The 20,399-nt window shown below is 69.2% G+C and carries 17 protein-coding genes; 8 read left to right on the forward strand and 9 right to left on the reverse strand.

Annotation, left to right across the window (positions count from 1 at the left end):
* Positions 1 to 203: 203 nt before the first annotated feature.
* Complete coding sequence (locus F0357_RS16060; protein ID WP_153484243.1) at positions 204 to 1,115, reverse strand: NAD(P)-dependent oxidoreductase; 912 nt, start codon at positions 1,113 to 1,115, stop codon at positions 204 to 206.
* 257 nt (positions 1,116 to 1,372) lie between these two features.
* On the opposite strand from F0357_RS16060, the gene F0357_RS16065 reads away from it, so the two are divergent.
* A complete protein-coding gene (locus tag F0357_RS16065) occupies positions 1,373 to 2,263 on the forward strand; it encodes a VOC family protein (RefSeq protein WP_153484245.1) in 891 nt (296 codons plus the stop codon).
* A 20-nt stretch (positions 2,264 to 2,283) separates the two neighbouring features.
* Here the strand turns inward: F0357_RS16065 and F0357_RS16070 are convergent, their stop codons facing one another.
* From F0357_RS16070 to F0357_RS16085, 4 genes are all read right to left on the reverse strand, one after another.
* Positions 2,284 to 3,906 (reverse strand): GMC family oxidoreductase, encoded by a 1,623-nt coding sequence (locus F0357_RS16070; protein ID WP_208948377.1) that lies wholly within the window; start codon positions 3,904 to 3,906, stop codon positions 2,284 to 2,286.
* Between the two features lie 5 nt (positions 3,907 to 3,911).
* Positions 3,912 to 5,129: a mandelate racemase/muconate lactonizing enzyme family protein gene (locus F0357_RS16075; RefSeq protein WP_153484252.1), complete on the reverse strand. Its 1,218-nt coding sequence runs from the start codon at positions 5,127 to 5,129 to the stop codon at positions 3,912 to 3,914.
* A 42-nt stretch (positions 5,130 to 5,171) separates the two neighbouring features.
* On the reverse strand, positions 5,172 to 6,596 hold the full coding sequence (locus tag F0357_RS16080; RefSeq protein WP_153484254.1) for an aldehyde dehydrogenase family protein: 1,425 nt from the start codon (positions 6,594 to 6,596) through the stop codon (positions 5,172 to 5,174).
* Between the two features lie 115 nt (positions 6,597 to 6,711).
* On the reverse strand, positions 6,712 to 7,599 hold the full coding sequence (locus F0357_RS16085; RefSeq protein ID WP_246161493.1) for a LysR substrate-binding domain-containing protein: 888 nt from the start codon (positions 7,597 to 7,599) through the stop codon (positions 6,712 to 6,714).
* Positions 7,600 to 7,913: 314 nt separating this feature from the next.
* Here F0357_RS16085 and F0357_RS16090 point away from each other — a divergent pair, with 314 nt between their 5' ends.
* The 7 genes from F0357_RS16090 to F0357_RS16120 all read left to right on the forward strand — a co-directional run bounded on the left by F0357_RS16090 (position 7,914) and on the right by F0357_RS16120 (position 15,901).
* Entirely contained in the window at positions 7,914 to 8,933 is a 1,020-nt protein-coding gene (locus F0357_RS16090) for an aldo/keto reductase (protein ID WP_312861624.1), read from the forward strand.
* A 70-nt stretch (positions 8,934 to 9,003) separates the two neighbouring features.
* Positions 9,004 to 9,510, forward strand: a complete 507-nt coding sequence (fae, locus tag F0357_RS16095; RefSeq protein ID WP_153484257.1) for a formaldehyde-activating enzyme — start codon at positions 9,004 to 9,006, stop codon at positions 9,508 to 9,510.
* Positions 9,511 to 9,634: 124 nt separating this feature from the next.
* Positions 9,635 to 10,603: a LysR family transcriptional regulator gene (locus F0357_RS16100; RefSeq protein WP_153484261.1), complete on the forward strand. Its 969-nt coding sequence runs from the start codon at positions 9,635 to 9,637 to the stop codon at positions 10,601 to 10,603.
* A gap of 42 nt (positions 10,604 to 10,645) precedes the next feature.
* Positions 10,646 to 12,265 carry an ABC transporter substrate-binding protein gene (locus tag F0357_RS16105; protein ID WP_153484264.1) on the forward strand — a complete coding sequence of 540 codons (1,620 nt, stop codon included), beginning with the start codon at positions 10,646 to 10,648 and terminating at the stop codon, positions 12,263 to 12,265.
* A gap of 194 nt (positions 12,266 to 12,459) precedes the next feature.
* Complete coding sequence (locus tag F0357_RS16110) at positions 12,460 to 13,434, forward strand: ABC transporter permease (protein WP_246161494.1); 975 nt, start codon at positions 12,460 to 12,462, stop codon at positions 13,432 to 13,434.
* Positions 13,431 to 14,294: an ABC transporter permease gene (locus F0357_RS16115; RefSeq protein ID WP_153484267.1), complete on the forward strand. Its 864-nt coding sequence runs from the start codon at positions 13,431 to 13,433 to the stop codon at positions 14,292 to 14,294. The genes F0357_RS16110 and F0357_RS16115 overlap by 4 nt, the downstream gene beginning before the upstream one ends.
* The gene (locus F0357_RS16120; protein WP_153484275.1) at positions 14,291 to 15,901 is read left to right on the forward strand and encodes a dipeptide ABC transporter ATP-binding protein; all 1,611 of its coding nucleotides are present in this window, start codon (positions 14,291 to 14,293) and stop codon (positions 15,899 to 15,901) included. Before F0357_RS16115 ends, F0357_RS16120 begins: the two co-directional genes overlap by 4 nt.
* Positions 15,902 to 16,031: 130 nt before the next feature.
* Here the strand turns inward: F0357_RS16120 and F0357_RS16125 are convergent, their stop codons facing one another.
* The 4 genes from F0357_RS16125 to F0357_RS16140 are packed head-to-tail and all read right to left on the reverse strand — an operon-like array spanning position 16,032 to position 20,290.
* Positions 16,032 to 17,231: an ABC transporter permease gene (locus tag F0357_RS16125; RefSeq protein ID WP_208948378.1), complete on the reverse strand. Its 1,200-nt coding sequence runs from the start codon at positions 17,229 to 17,231 to the stop codon at positions 16,032 to 16,034.
* A 49-nt stretch (positions 17,232 to 17,280) separates the two neighbouring features.
* The gene (locus F0357_RS16130; protein WP_153484279.1) at positions 17,281 to 18,420 is read right to left on the reverse strand and encodes an ABC transporter permease; all 1,140 of its coding nucleotides are present in this window, start codon (positions 18,418 to 18,420) and stop codon (positions 17,281 to 17,283) included.
* The gene (locus F0357_RS16135; RefSeq protein ID WP_153484282.1) at positions 18,420 to 19,148 is read right to left on the reverse strand and encodes an ABC transporter ATP-binding protein; all 729 of its coding nucleotides are present in this window, start codon (positions 19,146 to 19,148) and stop codon (positions 18,420 to 18,422) included. Before F0357_RS16135 ends, F0357_RS16130 begins: the two co-directional genes overlap by 1 nt.
* Positions 19,145 to 20,290, reverse strand: a complete 1,146-nt coding sequence (locus tag F0357_RS16140) for an efflux RND transporter periplasmic adaptor subunit (protein ID WP_153484285.1) — start codon at positions 20,288 to 20,290, stop codon at positions 19,145 to 19,147. Before F0357_RS16140 ends, F0357_RS16135 begins: the two co-directional genes overlap by 4 nt.
* Positions 20,291 to 20,399 lie beyond the last annotated feature (109 nt).

The following is a 20,399-nucleotide window of genomic DNA, read 5'->3' on the forward strand; positions in this document are numbered from 1 at the left end:
GCGACGCATGATCGGCGTTGCCACCTCTTCCTTCGCCCCGCACGCGGGGAGAAGGTGGCCCGCAGGGCCGGATGAGGGGCCTTCACACTTTCCGAAGCGTTAGCATAAACTTTTGTAAGGACAGGGATAATTCCCCTCATCCGCCCCTTCGGGGCACCTTCTCCCCCAAGGGGAGAAGGGCACGGCGGCGTGGATGAAAGCGATCAGGCGCCGCCGTCGTCCCGCCCGGGCAGGCCGTTGGCGCGGGCGACCCAGTCGGTGAGGTGGGGGACATAATCCTCCGGCCCGTCGCCGCCCATCGCCACCGCACGGGCATAGGCGTTCTTCACCGCGCTCGCGACCGGGGCGGCGACCGGGCCGGCGTCGGCCATCGCCTCCACATAGCGCAGGTCCTTGTAGGCGTTCGCCAGGGTGAAGCGGTGGGCCTCGCGGTTGCCGTCGAGGGCGTAGCCCATGAAGGTCTGGTAGAAGCCGCAATCCATCCGGCTGCCGCGGATCACCTTGTCGAACTGGGTGACGCTGAGGCCCGATTTCGCGGCGATCGCCAGCGCCTCGGCATAGATCGCGCCATAGCCGAGCGAGAGGAAATTGTTGACGAGCTTCATGCGGTGGCCGTCGCCGACGCCGCCGATGTGGACGACGCGGGCGGCCCAGGTCTCGAAGACCGGCTTCAGGCGCTCGAACACGGCAGGCGCCGCGCCGACGATCGCCTGGAGCTGTCCGGCTTCGGCCTGAACGGGCGTGCCGCCGAGCGGAGAATCGCAATAATCGACGCCTTTTTCCGCGAGGCGCGCGGCGATCCGTTCGGTGACGCTCGGATCGGCGGTCGAGCAATCGACGACGACGCTGCCGGCGGCGAGCCCCGGTTCGAGGCCGCGCACCACCTGCTCGACGGCGGCGGAATCGGTGAGGCAGAGGAAGACGATCGTCGAGGCCGCGGCGAGGTCGGCGAGGCTCGCCGCCTCCGTGGCACCGCGGGCGACGAGATCCTCGACCGGCGCGCGGTTGCGATGGGCGGCGACGGTGACGGAATAGCCCTTCTCGAGAATGTTCTTGGCGATGCCGTGCCCCATCAGGCCGACGCCGACGAACCCGATCGTCTCGTTCGAAGCCATTTTCTCGTGGGAAGCCATGGCTATTCCTTTGCTGTATAGGGCTGGCGCGCGGCAGCGCTTCTTCGCAGAGCGTTCAAATAGAGCGCGATTTCGTCCTAATATTTAGACCTCAAGTCACAGTTAATTTATCGGCGCCTCCAGCGCTCGGGCTGGCGGCGGGCTTCCGGGCAGCCTAGCGAGGAAGCGCGGCGAGGCGCGGCCGATTGTCGGCCGGTGCCCCCGCGCGTGTTGCGTCACGGCGTTCGAGGAGCGGAACCATGGGCCTCAGGATCAAGATCGCGGCGGGCTTGGTCGCGGCCACCGCCCTGTTCGCCGGCCCCGTCTTCGCCGCCGAGGCCCCTGCGGTTGCCGTGGCGCCGCAATATGGCACCAGCCACGTCTATGTCGCGCCGGCGGACGTCGATCGCTTCGCCGCGAGTTTCCTGGCGACCTTCGGCGGCAAGAGCACGAAGCAGGTCGTCACCCACGTGACGCCGACCCCGTCTACGACGACGTCCCAGTTGCTGCAGACACCGGTCGGGCAGGTCTCTTTGTTCGGCTTCACGACGCCGATCCCCTATCCCTTCGGCGCGGAGCGGACCGGCTCCCTCGTGCGCGATCTCGACGAGGCGGTCCGTCAGGCCCGCGCGAGCGGTGCGGCGGTCGTCGTCAGCCCCTTCGCCGATCCGATCGGGCGCGACGCGATCATCGAGTGGCCGGGCGGCGTCATGATGCAGCTCTACATCCACAACACCGCACCGAACAATCCGCCGTTCGAGACGGTGCCGGAGAACCGCGTCTATGTGGCGCCAGAGACCGTGGATGCCTTCGTCGCCGACTTCGTCCGCTTCTCCGGCGGCAAGGTCGTTTCGGACGAGCCGCGCGCGCCCGGAGCCGAGATCGGGCGGCCGGGCGACACCTATCGCCGCATCCGCATCACCTCCGATTTCGGACGCATGGTGGTCCTGACGACGGACGGTCACCTGCCGTTCCCCTATGGCCGCGAGACGACCGGTTACGAGGTCGCCGACCTCGCCGCGACGCTCGACAAGGCGAAGGCGGCCGGCGCGACAGTCCTGACGGGCCCCTACACGGCCGACGGCCGCAAGGCCGCGATGGTCGAATTCCCGGGCGGCTACATCGCCGAGATCCACGCCGTCGCGCACTGAGCCGATGCCGGCCCCGCGCCTCAGGACCGGCGCGCGCCGCCCGCGATGACCTGCGCCGCCATCTCCGCGACCATCATCGTCGGGGCGTTGATGTTGCCCGAGGTGATGTTGGGGAAGATCGAGGCGTCGGCGACGCGAAGCCTGTCGATGCCGTGGACGCGGAGTTTCGCGTCGACCACGCTCGTGGCCGGGTCCGGGCCCATCGCGGCGGTGCCGCAGGGGTGATAGATCGAGCCGCAATTCGCCCGGAAGAAGGCGAGGAGTTCGTCGTCCGTGACCGCGTCGCGGGAGGGCTCGCGCTCTTCGCGGGTGATGCGTCGCATGGCGGGCGACCCGGCGATCCGCCGCATCAGGCGCGCGCCTTCGAGAACCTCCGCGATGTCCTGCTCCGTCGAGAGATAATTCGGCCGGATCGACGGCGCCGCGCCGGGATCGGGCGAGGCCGCCATCACCGTGCCGCGGCTCGTCGGCCGGCAGGCGTTGAAGCAGAGCAGGAAGCCAGGATAGGGCTCGGGCTTCAGCCCCGCGTTCGGGTCGTTCGGGATCCGGTAGGAGAGCGGGTTGAAATAAAGCTGGATGTTCGGCCGCGGGGCATCCGGCCGGCCGCGCAGAAAGCCGCCGGCCTGGTTGACGCTCATGGCGAACGGGCCGGAGCGCGTCAGCGCCCACTGCGCCGCGTAGCGCATCTGCCCGAAGAGGCTCGCGAAGGGGCCGTTCAGCGTCGGCACCCGGCTCTCATAATAGAAGCTGGCGCAGAGATGGTCCTGGAGGTTGCGCCCGACGGCCGGCAGATAGTGCCGGGTCGCGACGCCGAGGCTCGCGAGGTGTGCGCCGTCGCCGATGCCGGAGAGTTGCAGGAGCGTCGGCGTGCCGAACGCGCCGGCAGACAGGATGACCTCGCCGCGCGCGGCGATGAAGCGCGTCTCCGTCCCGCGCCGCACCTCGATGCCGACGGCCCGCCCGGCTTCGATGCGCACCCGCTCGACGAGCGTGTCCTTGAGGACGGTGAGGTTCGGGCGGCGCAGGGCGGGGCGCAAATATTCGCGCGACGACGACGAGCGGATGCCACGCCGGACATTGATGTCGTAGACCCCAGCGCCTTCGATCCGCTCGCCGTTGAAGTCGGGGTTCTCCGGCAGCCCGATTTCCTTGCAGCCGTCGAGAAAGGCCCGCGAGACGGGATGGATGCCGTCGCGCATCGGCGTGACCGCGATCGGGCCGTCGCCGCCGTGCCAGGGCGAGGCGCCGCCGGCGTGGCTTTCGAGACGACGGAAGGCGGGCAGGACATCGTCATAGCCCCAGCCGGGATTGCCGGCTGCGCGCCAATCGTCGAAATCCTCCCGCGCGCCGCGCACGAAGATCATGGCGTTGATGGCACCGGAGCCGCCGATCACCTTGCCGCGGGGCGCATAGAGCTTGCGGCCGTCGACGTTCGCCTCCGGCTCCGTCCAATACATCCAGTTGGTTTGCGGGTTGTAATAGCTCTTGGCGTAGCCGATCGGGATCTTCAGCCAGAACGAGTTGTCGCTGCCGCCCGCCTCGACGAGCAGCACGCGGGTCTGCGGGCGCTCGGAAAGCCGGGCCGCCAGGATCGAGCCGGCGGAGCCGGCCCCGACGACGATGTAGTCGTAGGCTTCGCCCATCGCACTCATCCGCGGGCCGGGGCGAATTGCTTCACGTCGGCCGGTTCGCTGCCCATCTGCAGATGCAGCCGCTCGCCCTCATAGGGCGAATTTGCAGCCACCGCCGCGAGGTCGAGCTCGACGCCGAGGCCCGGCTCGGTCGGCGCGATGAGGTAGCCGTCCTCGAAGACGAGCTTCGACTTCAGGATCTCCGCGTGGAAGCCGGAGAAGTCGAGGATCGCCTCGTGGATGAGGAAGTTCGGCGAGGCGGTCGCGAGGTGCATCGAGGCCGCCGCGCCGATCGGGCCGTTGTAGAGGTGCGGCGCGATCTCGGCATAATAGGCCTCGGCCATGCCGGCGATCTTCTTGGCCTCCAGAAGCCCGCCGACGCGGGCGACGTTCATCTGGAGGATCGAGGCGGCCTTGCATTCCAGAACCCGCTGGAACTCGTATTTCGTGGTGAGCCGTTCGCCGGTCGCGATCGGGATCGAGGTCGCGGCGGCAACCTGGGCCATCGCGTCCTCCTGTCCCGGCGGCACCGGCTCCTCGAACCACAAAGGATCGTAGCGCTCCAGACGGCGGGCAAGGCGGATCGCCGAGGCCGGCACCATCTGGCCATGGGTGCCGAACAGGAGATCGGCCGACGAGCCGACCGCCTCGCGCACCTTGCGGCAGAAGGTTTCGCAGCGGTCCATCACGCCGAGCGACAGGTGATGGCCGGAATATTGGGTATAGGGGCCGGCCGGATCGAACTTCACCGCGGTGAAGCCCATGCCCACCATCTCGGCCGCGCACTCGGCGGCGAGGTCGGGATCGTTGAAGTCGAACTCGCCCGCGGCGTTCTTCGGATAGAGATAGGTGTAGGCCCGGAGTCGTTCGTGGACACGGCCGCCGAGCAGGGCGTGGACCGGCTGGCCGGCCGCCTTTCCGATGATGTCCCAGCAGGCAATCTCGAGGCCGGAGACGATGCCCATCATCGTCGGATCGGGGCGCTGGGTGAAGCCGCTCGAATAGGCGGCGCGCCAAAACCGCTCGATCCCGTGGGGATCGTGGCCGAGGAGATAGCGCTCGAACACATCCTCGATCAGGGAGGACAGCGCCCACGGGTGGAACGCCGTCGAATAGATCTCACCGACGCCCTCGATGCCGCACTCCGTGCGCAGGCGGACGAAGATCCAATACATGCCGCCGACATGCGGCGGGGGCACGGCGACGACGTGGATATCGAGATCGGCGATCTTCATGGGGACCCTCGGAGGCCGTGATGCGTGCGGCGGCGGCCGGCGTCAGTGTTTCAGGATGACGAGGCGCGTCTGGGTGAATTCAAGCATGCCGTGCTTGCCGTCGTCACCGCCGAGGCCGGAACGCTTCCAGCCGGCATGGAAGCCCTGATAGGGGTCGGCCGGGAAGCGGTTGACGTAGAGTTCGCCTGCCTCGATCGCGCCGGCGAAGCGCATGATGGTGCGGTGGTCGTTCGTGAACAGCACGGACGACAGGCCGTATTGGTGATCGTTGGCGAGGGCGAGAGACTCCTCGGCGTCGTCGTAGACGAGCACGGGCAGCACCGGGCCGAAGACCTCCTCGCGCACGATCTCCATGTCCTGGCGGCATCCGGAGAGCAGCGTCGGCGGATAGAACCAGCCGGGACCCTCGGGGAGCGTCCCGCCGGCTTCCAGGACGGCGCCCTCGGCGACGGCGCGCTCGACCATGGCGTGGAGCGCGCTGCGCGCCGCCTCGGTCTGGAGCGGGCCCATGCGGGCCGGATCGACGGCGCGGTCGCCGAAGGGGCGGGCGCGGAAGGCGTCCCGCAACCGCGCGAGCAAGGCATCGTGGATCGAGCGGTGGGCGTAGAGCCGCGCCGGCGCCGTGCAGAGCTGGCCGCAATGGGTCGTCTTGGCGGCGAGAAGCCCGGCGGCGACCGCATCGAGATCGGCATCGGGCGCGACGATCACCGGCGTCTTGCCGCCGAGTTCGAGCGAGGGCTTGGCGATGTTGGCCTTGGCATAGTCGAGCACTGCGCGGCCGGCCGTGACGCTGCCCGTGAGGGTGATCATCCCGATCGCCGGATCGGTGCAGAGCCGGGCCGCGGCGTCATGATCCATGGCGAGGATCGAGACGAGGCCCGCGGGCAGTTCCGCCTCGGCGACGCACTCGGCGAGGACGAGGGCGGAGGCCGGCGTCGCGTTGCTCGGGCGCACGACGACGCCGTTGCCGGCGATGAGGGCGGGGGCGATCTTCCGGATGAGCGTGTAGATCGGATAGTTGAACGGGATCAGGCAGGCGACCAAACCGATCGGCTCGCGGCGCAGCATGAGCGTCTCGTCCGGATCGTCGCTCGGGATGATCTCGCCCTCGATCCGCCGCGCCCATTCGGCGTGATAGCGCATCAATTCCGCCCCGTAGATCGCCTCGCCGCGGGCGTCCGTGCGACTCTTGCCGGATTCGGCCGCGAGCGCGGCGCCGATCCGGTCCGCCTGCGCCTCGATGCCGTCTGCGAGCCGGCGGAGCGCGTTGCCGCGCTCGATCGCGGGGAGAGCCGCCCAGCGGCGCTGGGCGTCGCGCGCGGTTGCGATCGCCGCGGCGATGTCGGTGCTCGAGGCGAGCGGGATTTCCGCGACGGTAAGGCCGCTTGCCGGCGAGCGCACGGCGATCCGTGGCGTATCGGCGGGATCGAGAAAGTGTCCGGATACGAAGTTGCGATAGAGGATCATGGCGCAGGCTCGACTGGACGGGGCGCGGACGGGAGACGACGGTAGAAGCCTCCGCCCTGACCCGGCAAACGCGTTCTCGTCGGGCTGAGCATTCCCAAATGGAATGCTCGATCCATCAGCCGCCGGCGATCTCCGCCGTCAGCCAGGTTCGCAATTGGCGGACCTTGGGCGGCTCGGGCTCGTCAGCCCGGGTGACCAGCCAATAGGATTCGTGACCCTCGATCTCGACGTCGAGGAGCTTCACGAGCCGGCCCTCGCGCAACTCGGTCTCGACCATCGCGCTGTCGGCGACCGCCGCGCCGAGACCCCGGCAGGCCGCCTCGATGACGAGATCGAGGAGGTCGAATTCGAGCCCGCCGTCGGCCGCTCCGGGATCGAACCCGGCCGCGTCCAGCCAGTGCGCCCAGGTGAGGTAGCGCCGGTCGGTGTCGGCGAGCACGTGGAGCAGCGTGTGGTCGCGCGGATCGAACGGCACGCCGTCGGCCTTCAAGGCGGGCGCGGAGACCGCGATGTGCCGCTCGGTCATCAGGCGGTGGGCGGCGACGCCCTGCCATTGGCCGTCGCCGAACCGCACCGCGCAATCGATCACGCCGCTTTCGAGGAGGCGGTCGAACGGCTGGGTCGTCACGCTCAATTCGAGGTCGGGATGGGCGGCGCGGAGCGAGGGCAGGCGCGGCAAGAGCCAGCGTTTGGCGAAGGTCGGCGGCACGTTGAGGCGGAGCCGGCTCGTGTCGGCCCGCTCGCCGATCGAGCGCACGGCGCTTTCGACCTCCTGCAGGGCGCGGCCGATTGCCTTGAGGAGGCGTGCTCCCGCCGGGGTCAGTTCCAGGCGGTGATGATGGCGGATGAGGAGAGGTTCGCCGAGTTCGTCCTCGAGATTGCGGACTTGGCGGCTGACCGCGCTCTGGGTCAGGTTGAGCCGCTCGGCCGCGCGGGTGAACGAGCCGGTGCGCCCGACCGCCTCGAAAATCCGCATGGCACCGAGCGAGGGAAGGCGTCGCATATCAAGACCCGGCTTCTCGAGCGGCCGCTTTGGCTAATGTCTGCTTGTGCCATGGGCGACGGCCCGGCGCCAAGCGGTCGGCATCGAGCGGCAGGCTCTATGCCTTTTTGAGATAGCCGCATCGAATAAGTCTATTTGCCTTTCGTTCGGGGCGACCACACCCTCGGCACATCTGGCTTCGAGTGCGGACGTTCGCCGGTCGCCACGCGCCTTGCCCCACTCGGGCGAACCGCGCACGTCTCCGGCACCGCGCCTGAAGACCGGCCAGGAATCGCTCGACAGATTCCCGTGAATGATTTGGGCAGGAAGAGATCGTGGAAACCGTTCGTTTTGGTCGCACGGGCCTCAAGACGTCGCAGCTTTGTCTCGGCACCATGGGGATCGGCTCCTCCAAGTGGAAGGGCTGGGTGCTCGATGAAGATCGTTCGCGGCCGATCCTGAAGAAGGCGCTCGATGTCGGGGTCACCTTCTTCGACATGGCCGATTGGTATTCGACCGGCGTCAACGAAGAAGTCGTCGGCCGCGCCTTGTTGTCGATGACCGAGCGCGACCGGCTCGTGCTCGCCACGAAGGCGTTCTACCCGATGAGCGCGGACCCGAACGATCAGGGTCTGTCGCGCAAGCATCTGATGCGCTCGATCGACCAGTCGCTGAAGCGCATCGGCACGGATTATGTGGATCTCTACATCATCCACGCCTTCGATCCGCAGACGCCGATCGAAGAGACGATGGAAGCGCTCCACGATATCGTCCGCGCCGGCAAGGCGCGCTATATCGGCGCCTCGACCATGTATGCTTGGCAGTTCGCCAAGATGAACCATGTGGCGGAGAAGAACGGGTGGACCCGCTTCGTCAACATGCAGTGCCAATATTCGCTCCTCTACCGCGAGGAGGAGCGCGAGATGATGCCCTATTGCAAGGATGAGGGCATCGCCGTGACGACCTTCTCGCCGCTCGCCCGCGGCTATCTCGCCGGAGGTGGGTCGCAGGCGCGCCTCGCGCACGACATGTTCCTCGAATGGTTCGGCGACGCGATCGACCGCGAGATCGCCCGCCGGGTCGGCGAGGTGGCGCAGGCGCGGTCGAAGACCCCCTCGCAGATCGCCCAGGCCTGGGTGATCAACACCGGCAACGTGACCGTGCCGATCTTCGGCGCCGATCAGCCGGAGCACGTCGAGGCCATTCTCGACGCCGCCACGATCCGCCTCACCGAGGCGGAGATGACCTATCTCGACGAGCCGTATCGGCCCCGCGACATGATCAACGACTACAACCCGGTTCGCCGCGCCCGCGCGCTGTCGGTCGAGCCGACCTCGCTGTCGGCGGTCGCCTGAGCCTCGCCGGCTCTCGCCGGCGGTCACCCAGAGATCAAGGCGCGAGACCCACGCGCACAAGGACGATTGCATGCTCTTCATCGGCGAAGGTTTCGAAGGCTCGGGCCCGAACGCGGCCCACATCAACCTCTATCTCGGCCCGAAGAGCGGCCCGATCGCGGGTGCGCTCGCAACCGCTGCGGCGAGCCCCGGACCCGGTCATCTGCCGTTCCAGACCATCCTGAAGCCGAACCTGCCGGCGAAGCCGGTGACCCTGTTCATCGCCAAGGCGGTGCTCCAGCCCGGCCGCCACGAGACGATGACGTGGGGGCCGGCCCAGGCGGGCGTCGCCGCCGGCATCACCCGGGCGCTGCTCGACGGCGTGCTGCCGCCCGAGGCGGAAGACGACTGGCTCGCCATCGCGGCGGTGTGGGTCAACCCCGAGGCGTCGGACGCCGAGGAGGTCTATCGCAACAACCGCGAGGCGACCTTCATCGCGGCCGGTCGCGCGCTGCAAAAGGGGTGGCCGAGCCGGGACGAACTGCGGGCCGGGCTCGCGAGCGTCGGCAATCCGTTCTTCACGCCGAAGGCGGCGTGATCGACGGGTCCGCCCCGCGGGGACCTCGCGGGGCTGGAGAGGCTGGTTCAGACCAAGTACGTGCAGTGTGAGGACGCGAGCTGACGACAGGGGCGCAGACCGGCGCCGGGGAGAGACGAATACGATGGAACGCCGCCGCTTGCCGTTGAACGCATTGCGCGCCTTCGAGGCGGTGGCCCACCATGGCTCGTTCACCTCGGCTGCGGCGGCGCTCAACGTCTCGCAGAGCGCTCTGTCGCGCCATGTCATCGGCCTCGAGGAGGCGCTAGGGCGCAAGCTGTTCGAGCGCCGCCGCAACGCGCTCACCCTGACCGAGAGCGGCGAGATGCTGCTCGCCGGCATCTCCAAGGCGTTCGAGAAAATCGAGCAGACGCTCGCCGCCGTGGTCGCTCCGGATGGCGCGGAGCGGACCCGGCGGCTGCGCGTCAACCTGCCGCCGAGCTTCGCCATGAAGCTCGCGGTGCCCCTTCTCAACGATTTCCGCCGCAGCTTTCCGGATGTCGTGCTGGAGATCGGAACGCCCTATGGCGGACCGGGGGCCGAGGTCGATCTCGCGGTTGTCTATTCGCGCCCGGTGGTGGACGACGCCGTCACCGATCTCCTGTGGGAGGAGCGGCCGACGATCCTCTGTCACCCGAGCCTCGCGCCGCAGTGCAAGGCGATGAGCCTATCGGATTTCGTCTCCGCCAACGAGATCGTCCACGTCCGGATCGTCGATCTCGAGCCGCACCATTCCTGGCATGAGTTCGCCCGGCAAAACGGTCTTCCCATCTCGCTCGTCTCGCGGGGGCTCAGCTTCGATACGGCGAGCCTCGCCGTGCAATACGTGCTGTCGGGGCAGGGGCTCGTCGTCGCCGATCCGCTGCTCTTCGCCGGCGAGATCGCGGCGGGCGAACTCGTCGCGCCGGTCGCCGCCAGCCATTACGAGGGGTTTGGCTACTACCTCAAGATCGATCCGGAAGGCCTCGGCGATCCGCTCATCTCCGCCTTCCGCTCCTGGCTCATCCAGCGCTTCAAGACGCCCGCGCCGATCGCCGCCTTGGCGTCGCGGGACGGCAAACCGGGGCTGACCCTCATATCGACGAGCGGCTGAAGCCGCCGTCCTTCAGAACAAAGACAAGCAGGGGAGAACGATATGAAACATCTCGAGACCTTGAGCGGACGTCCGCTTCATCCCGAAGTGGCGCCACTCTGCGAGCAGTTCACCAAAGGCGAGATCGACCGCCGGTCGTTCCTGCGGACGCTGGGATGGCTCGGGGTGACGGCGGCCTCCGCCAGCGCCTTCGCCGGCTTGGCGCCGAGCACCGCGCGCGCCGAGACGCCGAAATCGGGCGGCGACCTGCGCTTCGGCTGCGCCATTCAGGAGATCACCGACCCGGCGCTGTCGACCTGGATCGAGGCGTCGAACCTCTACCGCAACAGCCTCGAATTCCTCACCTACGTCGATGCCGACAACATCACGCATCCCTATCTCGCCAAGAGTTGGACGCCTTCGGCGGACCTCAAGGTGTGGGATTTCGAGCTCGACGAGCGGGCGCGCTGGTCGAACGGCGATCCGTTCACGCCGGAAGACGTGATCTTCAACATCGAGCGCTGGATCGCGCCGGATTCCCAATCGTCCAACAAGACCGCCTTCTCGGCGGTGGAGAAGATCGAGAAGACCGGCGATCATTCGGTCCGTCTGACCTTGAAGCGCGGCGTCGTCTCGCTGCCGGAACAGCTCTACGCCTATACCTGCCCGATGGTGCACCGGAACTTCGTGAAGGACGGCGGCGACTGGCCGAAGAACCCGATCGGCACCGGTCCCTTCAAGCTGACGGCCTACGAAGTCGGACGCCAGGCGATCTTCGAGAAGCGCGCCGATTATTGGGGCACGCCGGCCTATCTGGACAAGCTGCACTACATCGACGTCGGCACCGACATCACGACCCAGATCGCCGCCCTGTCGAGCGGGCAGATCGACATCATCTACCGCGCCTCAATCACCGACACCGACCTCATCAAGCGCCTGCCGAACCTTAAGCTCCTCACCGCGAGCCCGGCGCAGACGATCGTCATGCGCATGCAGGTCGACAAGAAGCCGTTCGACGACATCCGGGTCCGCCGCGCCGTGCTGCTCGCCGCCGACAACGCCCAGATGCTCGCCGTCGCCTATCGCGGCGAGGGCACCATCGCCGACGATTTCCACGTCGCGCCGATGCAGCCCGATTATTTCGGATTGCCGCCGCTGAAGCGCGACGTGGCTGCCGCCAAGGCGCTCCTCGCCGAGGCGGGCTACGCCAACGGGCTCGACATCGAGATCACCCTCGGCAACACCCAGGGCCGCTGGGAGCAGGACACCGCTCAGGTGCTCCAGCAGAACCTCGCCGAAGCCGGCATCCGGCTGAAGCTCAACGTGCTGCCGGCCTCGCAATATTGGCCGGTGTGGAACAAGGTGCCGTTCGGGCTCACCTATTGGGCGCACCGCCCGCTCGGTGTGATGACCCTCGATCTCGCCTACCGCAGCGGCGGCGCCTGGAACGAGAGCAACTTCTCGAGCCCCGAATTCGACGCCGCCCTCGACAAGGCGATGGCCATCGTCGATCCCAAGGCGCGCAGCGAGGTGATGAAGGACGTCGAGCAGATCCTGCGCGACGCGGCGGTGATCGTGCAGCCTTATTGGCCGAAGCGCTTCTCCGCCTGCTCGGTCAAGGTGCAGAACTTCGTCCTTCACCCGGCCGATTATTTCCGCATGGATCAGGTCTGGCTGAGTTGATGACGGAGCCGGCCCGCGGGCCGGCCGCAAGCTGATATGCTTCAAAGACCGGAGCCTGTTGCGCTTGCAAGAGGCTCCGGACGCCGTGGCGACGGGCGGACGCCGGCCCGCCCACGCAACAACGACAACGAAAAAAGGCCGGCATGGCCGGGGCGTGACGATACCGGCCCGTGCCGGGTCTCGGAGGGCGGAGATTGGTCTTTTTGAACTTCATGGCCCGCAAGATCGCCGTCGCGGCGGCGACGATGCTCGCGGTGTCCTTCCTGGTCTTCCTGGCCCTCGAGGTGAACGTCGACGACGTCGCCGTGAAGGTGCTGGGGCAGTTCTCGACGCCCGACCAGCGCGCCGCCTGGCTCCTCGAAAACGGCTACCGCGATCCGTTCCTGCTGCGCTACGGGCGCTGGCTCGTGCGGTTCCTGTCCGGGGACTGGGGCATCTCCACCTATTACCGCGCCCCGATCGCCCAATTGGTGGTGAGCCGCTTCGAGGCCTCGCTGCTGCTCGCCGGCAGCGCGCTCCTCGTCATGGTGCCGACCGCGCTCTTTCTCGGCGTGCTCGCCGGTATGCGCTCGGGATCGCTGCTCGACCGCGGCGTCTCGATCTTCTCGATCCTGACGACCTCGATCCCGGATTTCGCCTCCGCCGTCTTTCTGTCGGCGATCTTCGTGTTCTGGCTCGGCTGGCTGCCGGGGGCGAGCACGATGCTGCTCGGCTTCAGCCTCAAGGAACTGATCCTGCCGGTTCTGGTGCTCTCCCTGTTCTCGACCGGCTATCTTGCGCGGATCACCCGCGCCTCGATGGCCGAGGTCATGTCCACCCATTATGTGCGCACCGCCCGGCTCAAGGGGGCGCCGCTCTCCCGCATCGTGTTGCGCCACGCCTTGCGCAACGCGCTGATCGCCCCGATCACGGTCATCATGCTCCAGATCCCGTGGATGCTGTCGGGCGTGATCGTGGTCGAAGTCTTCTTCGCCTATAAGGGCTTCGGCACGCTGCTCTACGATGCCGCGCTGAACAGCGACGTCTATCTGATCGAAGCCTGCGCGATGGCGAGCGTGCTCGTCGTCGTAGTGACGCAGATCCTCTCTGATATCGCCTATACGTGGCTCAATCCGCGGATTTCCTTCTCCGCCCCTCCCTCGGAAAAGGGAGCGCGAGCGCAGCCATGAGCGGTTCCTCTCCGACCTCCAAAGCCCTCGCGGCCTATCTCACGAACCCGCTCGTGCTGTTCGGCGGCTTCGTCACAGTCGGCTGGCTCGTCGTCGCGCTGTTCGCACCGTGGATCGCGCCCTACGACCCGCTCGCCACCATCCTGCCGCTGGCGCCGCCGCTCTCGCCGAACCCGGCCGGCGGCACCTTCTGGCTCGGCACCGACCTCCTCGGGCGCGACGTGCTCTCGCGGCTCATTTTCGGCGCCCGCACGGTCATCGTCTATGCGACCCTCGCCACGCTGACCGCCTATGCGGTCGGCATCCTCGGCGGCCTCGTCGCCGGCTATGTGCGCGGCCGGGTCGATCAGGCGCTGTCGTTCACGGCGAACGTCGTCCTCTCGTTCCCGGTGCTGGTGCTCTACATCGTCATCATCGTGGTGATCGGGCCGTCGCCGGTGAACATCGTGCTCGCGGTGACGTTCGGCAGCGCGCCGGCGATCTTCCGCATCGTGCGCGCGCTCACCATCGACATCGCGAGCCGGGACTTCGTCGCCGCCGCGCGCACCCAGGGCGAAAGCACGTGGCGTATCCTGCTGTTCGACGTGTTGCCGAACGCATCGGGGCCGCTCGTCGTCGATTTCTGCCTGCGCCTCGGCTACACCGCGATCACCCTCGGCACCCTCGGCTTCCTCGGCCTCGGCCTGCCGCCGCCGACGCCGGATTGGGGCACGATGGTCAATGAGGGCCGCGCCATGGCGATGGCGTTCCCGTCGCTCGTGATCTTCCCCTGCATCGCGATCTCGTCCCTCATGCTCGGCCTCAGCCTGCTCGCGGACGGCTTGAAGGACGTGGCGCAGAAATTGGAGCGGCGCGGATGAACGAGGCCGTCAACGAAGCCAACCCGATCCTGTCGGTCCGCAACCTCACGGTGGCGCTCCCCAAGGGGGCCGACCGCCCGAACGCGGTCTCGAGCGCGAGCTTCGAGCTCCGGCCGCGGGAGATCCTCTGCGTCGTCGGCGAATCCGGCTCCGGCAAGTCGGTGCTGTCGGCCGCCCTGATGGGCGCGATCCCCCACGGCCTCACCATCCGCTCCGGCGAGATCCGCCTCGGCGACACCGATCTCGCCCGCCTCTCCGAGCGCCGCCTCAGGGCGCTGCGCGGCCGGGAGATCGCGATGATCTTCCAGGAGCCGATGGCCTCCCTCAACCCGGCCATGTGCGTGGCGGCCCAGATCGAGGAGGTGTTCGAGCTCCATGCCCGCTACGGGCGCGCCGAGCGCCGGGCGCGGGCGCGCGCCCTCGTCGAGGCGATGCATCTGCCCGATCCCGACCGCATCCTCGCCGCCTATCCGCACCAGCTTTCCGGCGGGCAGTGCCAGCGCGTCGTCATCGCCATGGCGCTCGCCATGAACCCCCGCGTTCTCATCGCCGACGAGCCGACGACCGCCCTCGACGTGACGACCCAGGCGCAGGTTCTGAAGCTCATCCGCGAACTGCGCGACGACCACGGCCACGCCATCCTCTTCATCACCCACGATTTCGGCGTCGTCTCCGACATCGCCGACCGCATCGCGGTGATGAAGGACGGAGTCATCGTCGAGATTGGCGAGGCGAAGCAGGTGCTGGAAGCGCCGGCGCATCCCTACACCCAGCGCCTGATCGCTGCCGTCCCGAGCCTGACGCCGCGCGGTCCCGCCGTGAAGGATCCCGCCGCGCCGGTCGAGGCGGCCGAGCCGGCACTCGTCATCCGTGATCTCGAGCACCGCTTCGGCCGCGTCAAAGCCTTGGACGCCATCAACCTGTCGCTCGCCAAGGGACGCGTGCTCTCGATCGTCGGGGAGTCGGGCTCGGGCAAATCGACCCTCGCCAAGGCCGCCATCCGCCTCATCGAGCCGCGGGCCGGGCGTGTCGAAGTCGCCGGCATCGACATGTTGTCGCTGACGCCCGCCAAGCTGCGCGAGCGCCGCCGCATGATCCAGATGATCTTCCAGGACCCGTTCGGCTCGCTCAATCCGCGCCGCCGGGTCGGCGACATCATCACCCGTGCCGCCGTGCTCGCCGGGTGCGGCCGGGCCGAGGCGCGGGCGCGGGCGGAGGAACTCCTCGAACTCGTCGGCCTCCAGCGCAGTGCGTTTCACCGCCGGCCGTCGAGCTTCTCCGGCGGCCAGCGCCAGCGCATCGGCATCGCCCGGGCCCTCGCCATGCGCCCCGACGTGCTGATCGCCGACGAGAGCGTCTCGGCGCTCGACGTCTCCGTGCAGGCCCAGGTGCTCGATCTCCTGCGCGATCTCCAGGCAAAGCTGAAGCTCGCGATCCTCTTCATCACCCACGATCTGCGCGTTGCCGCCCAGATCAGCGACGAGATCATCGTGATGCGCAAAGGCGAGATCGTCGAGAGCGGCTCCGCCAGGGAGATCCTGGTCCACCCGAAGCACGCCTACACCCAAGCCCTCATCGCCGCCGCCCCGGGACGCGGAGCGATCTGAGGGGGTAAAGGAGCGCCCGCGCGCGTGGGGCCGTTCGCGACATCGACGGCGGCATCGCCGCGCACGACGGGCCCAAAGCCGGAACGGCAACGCAAACCGACCGACGGTTCTCCGGGCGCTTGAGGCGGCCCTACGATCCGGCCTTCAGCGCCTCGACGAGGGGCAGCCGGGTGGCGGCGAGCGCGGGCAGCGCGCCGCCGAGCCCGCCGATGAGGAGGGCGACGAGGCCGGCCTCGAGAACGACGCCCGGCGTCACCGCGAGCTGAAAGGTGATCGCAGTGCCGCCGGTGCCGAGCGTCGAGGCGTTCAAGCCGTCGAGGAGGAGGGCGCACCCCACCGCACCGAAGAGCGCACCGGCGACCGAAAGCGCGATCGCCTCCGCAAAGGTGGCGGTGAAGGCGGCGGTTCGGCTGAAGCCGAGCACCCGCAGGGTGGCGATTTCAGCCCGCCGGTCGGCGACCGAGCTCATCATCGTGTTGAGCGCCCCCGCTGAGGCGCCGACCGCCATCAGAAGCGCGATCGGCCAGCCGAACAGGGTGATGAGCCGCGTCACTGGCGCCGATTGGCGGCCGAGGAAGTCGGCCTCCGTCATGGCATCGAGCGGCGTCGTCGCGGCGCTGCGCAGCGCCGTGCGCAAGGCGGCGAGGCCGTCGGGTCCGTCGAGCCGCACCCTCAGCGATTGGATTTCGCCTTGCCGGTCGAAGGCGGCCCGCACGGCGTCGAGATCGCCCCAGATCTCGGATTCGGCCGCACCGCCCTGCGCCGCGACGATGCCGGCGATTGTCCAATCGACCGGACCGAGGCGCAGGCGCCGGCCGGGCGCGGCGATGCCGAGATCGCGGGCGAGCGTGCGGCCGATCAGGATCTCCCGCGACCCCGGCGCGAAGGGATGGCCTTCCGCGATCGTGACCCCGCCGTGCAGGGCCGGCCCTGCCGCCTCCATCCCCCGGAACGACACGGTGCGCGCCGATCCGTCGGGCCCCGCTGCTTCGACCGGAACGACGAGTTCGCGCGACAGCATCGGCCGGCCCGAGCCGTCCAAGGCGATGCCGGCGGCCGCACCTGCAGCGAGCAGGCTGCGGGCAGCCTCGGGCGGCACGCTCGAGGCGATCTCCTGGCTGGTGCCGCCGCCGAGCACGACCGCGACGTCGTCCGCGCCGCCCGTTGCGAGCGTGCGTTGAAGGCCAGCCGCCATGGCGAGAAAGCCGATCAGCACGGCGACGACGAGCGCGATCGACAGCACCATCGAGAGCGAGAGGGCGAGCCGGCGCGGCACCCCGGCGAGGGCGGCGCGGGTGAGGACGAGGCATTGCCGCGGCAGGGACGACAATCGGGGGGCGGATCTGGGGGAGGAGACGGGCGGGCTGGGCATCGGACTGTCACCGGGAGCGGAGGGCATGGGCGGGGAGCATGCGCAGGGTGAGGCCGGCGGGGACGAGGCCGGCGATGAGGGCGAGGCCGACGAGGACGCCGAGGGCGCGGACGAGGACGCCCGTCGGCAGGGCGAGCCCGAGATCCGCGCCGGCGAGCAGGGACGCCACCTCGGCGAGCGCGAGGCCGGCGAGGCCGCCGACGAGGAATACGAAGAGCGTCTCGCCCAGCACCAAGGCGACGACCCGTCCGGCCGAGAAGCCGAGCACCTTCAAGACGCCGATCTCGAAGGTGCGCTCGCGCACCGCGAAGGCCATGGTGTTGGCGACGATCATCAGGATGGTGACGAAGGCCGCCGCGGTGACGAGCGTGACGATCAGCCCGAAATCGGCGATCTGGCGGATCATCGCTTCGAGGAACGCTTTCTCCGATTGGGTCCGCGTCGGCACGGCCGAGCTTGCGAAGGCGGCGTCGATGCGGGCGGCGAGGGCGCCCGGCGACGTGCCCGGGCGGGGCAGCACCAGCAGGCCGTCCACGCTGTCGCGATCGCGGGCGCGGGCCGCGTTCACGTAATCGTAGCGCGCGATCATGAAATAGGTGTCGGTGTCCGGCCGCGTGCCCTCGAAGATTCCGGCGATCTCGAAGCTCCACGGCGCGCCGTCGGCCCGGGCGACCTGGAACGGCGTCAGCGCAATGCGCTGGCCGATCCGCCAGCCCTGCGCCGTCATCAAGGCCCGGCCGACCAGCACCCGGTCGCGGGCGCCGTCGAGCCCGGCGAGGAGCGTCGGCGTCAGGCCGAGTTCCGCGCCCATGATTCCGGCCATCGCGGCGGGATCGACGGCGCTCGCCACGGCGACGTTCTTCTCCGTCTCGACGAAGCCGCGGATGCGGGCCGAGGCGGCGACCGCCGCGACGCCCGGCATCGCCGCGATCCGGGCGACGTCCGCGACGGGGAGGGGCTGGGTGCGCCCGGCGCGGCTCTGCACCACCAGGCGGCTTTCGTCCGCCCCGCCGCTGCCCTGCGAACCGGCGAGAAAGCCCTGGCCGAGGCCGTAGATCAGGAAGGCGACTGCGACCGAGAGCATCATCAGGAGCGTGCGCGCGGGCTTGCGCCAGGTGTTGCGCCGCAGGAGGCCGAAGGAGGTCATCAGGCGGCCTCCCGCCCGGCCGGGCTGAACACGCCCTTGTCGAGATGGAGCACGCGCCGGGCGGCGCGGGCGGCGGCGGGATCGTGGGTCACCATGACGATCGTCTTGCCGAACTCGGAATTGAGGCGGCCGAGCATGTCGAGCGCCTCGTCGGCCGCGCGGCGGTCGAGATCGCCGGTCGGCTCGTCGCAGAGGATCAGGGTCGGATCGGTAACGATGGCCCGCGCGATGCCGACACGCTGCTGCTGGCCGCCCGACATCTGCCGGGGATAATGCCGCGCCCGGTCGCCGAGCCCGACGAGGCCGAGCACCGTCTCGACCCGGGCACGGCGCTCGCGCTTCGAAAGGGGTCGCAGGAGCAGCGGCAGCTCGACGTTCTCCGCTGCGTTCAGCATCGGCATCAGATTGTAGAATTGGAAGACGATGCCGAGCGTCTCCGTGCGCCAGCGCGCGCGGGCGCCGTCGCGCATGGCGGAAAGGTCCGAGCCGTCGATCAGGACGCGGCCCGCGTCCACCGCATCGAGGCCGGCGAGGATGTTGAGCAGGGTCGATTTGCCGGAGCCGGACGGCCCCATGATCGCGACGAAATCGCCACGGGGGATCTCCAGCGAGAGGTCGGAGAAGATCGGGATCTTCTCGCTCCCGCGTCCATAGGCCTTGGAGATCCCGGCGAGCCGGATGAAGGGCGTCGCGTCGGCCCGGCGGGCGAGGGGCGTGGGGTCGGTCATTGCGGTTCGTCCTTGCTGGTCTGGAGAACGCCGGGGAGGCTGACGCGGGCGGCCATCGCGGGACGGATGCCGGCGGGGGAATCGAGGATCGTGAGGCGGAGCGCGATGGTGCCCTTCTCGGCGGACGCGACCGGCGCGATGCGCTCGACTGCGACGGGGAAGCTGCGGTCCGGGAAGGCGTCGAGCACCGCGGTGCCGCGGGCGCCGCGGCGGACGGCGGCGAGCGCCGTCTCGGCGATGTCGACATCGAGGGCGAGGCGGTGCGGATCGGTGACGACGAACAGCGGGGCTTCGTCCCGGGCGTCGGCCTGGGAGAGGATCGCCTCGCCGAGCCGGGCGGTGCGCAGGGAGACGATGCCGGCGATGGGAGCCCGCAAAGTGAGGTCGGAGACGGCCTCCCGCGCCCTGTCGACGGCGACGTCGGCGGCGTCGAGCTCCTCCTCGGCCTGATCGATCAGGTTCGCCGTGCGGGCGGCGGCGGTGCCGGCGTCACGGCTGGTCTGGCCGCTGACGACGCCCCGGGCACCGAGCTCGCTCATGCGCCGCGCCTTGTCGCGGGCTTCGTCGGCATCGAGCCGGCGGGCGGCCAGGACGAGGCGTGCCCGGTCGCGGGCGACGAGCGCCGCCTCGAGTGCGAAGCGCAGGTCGGGATCGTCGAGCCGGGCGAGCACGTCGCCGGCTTCAACGGCGCTGCCGACATCCACCGGCAGCGCCTCGATCGTGCCGCCGCGCCGCGCGTGGACAGCAGCCTCCGCCAGCGCGACCACGTGGCCCGAGCCGGCGATGGTCGGGGGGAGAGGCGGCGCGGGGGCGGAGGCGGAAAGGCTGGGGCTCTGAGGGGCGGGGACCGCGACGTCGGGCGAGGCCGCCTGCGCGGCGCTGGGTGCGGTCGCGGCGGCGAAGACCCACGAGGCGACCTCGGCGCGCAACCGATCCGGGAGCGCACCGACGGGCGCGAGATATCCCCGCGCCGCCGCCTGCCACAGAAGGACGCCGCTGCCGGCGATCGTCAGCGCCAGGACGAGACGCCAACGTCGCCCACCGCGGCGCCGTGCGGGGTCGGACTTGGGAGTGCTCCCCGCGAGCCTCAGCGAGGCGAGGGCGTCGGACAGATGCGGATCGGGATGGGCATGGCTGTTCATGCCCCGACGGTGGCGAAAGGCCCGGATTGCCTCGACCTCGATCGCGATTGCGGACGTCCGAGATCACGATCGAGGACGTTCGGACGATCCGCCCGGCCGCGTTATCGGC

This window comes from Segnochrobactrum spirostomi (genome assembly GCF_009600605.1).
Lineage (GTDB): Bacteria > Pseudomonadota > Alphaproteobacteria > Rhizobiales > Segnochrobactraceae > Segnochrobactrum > Segnochrobactrum spirostomi.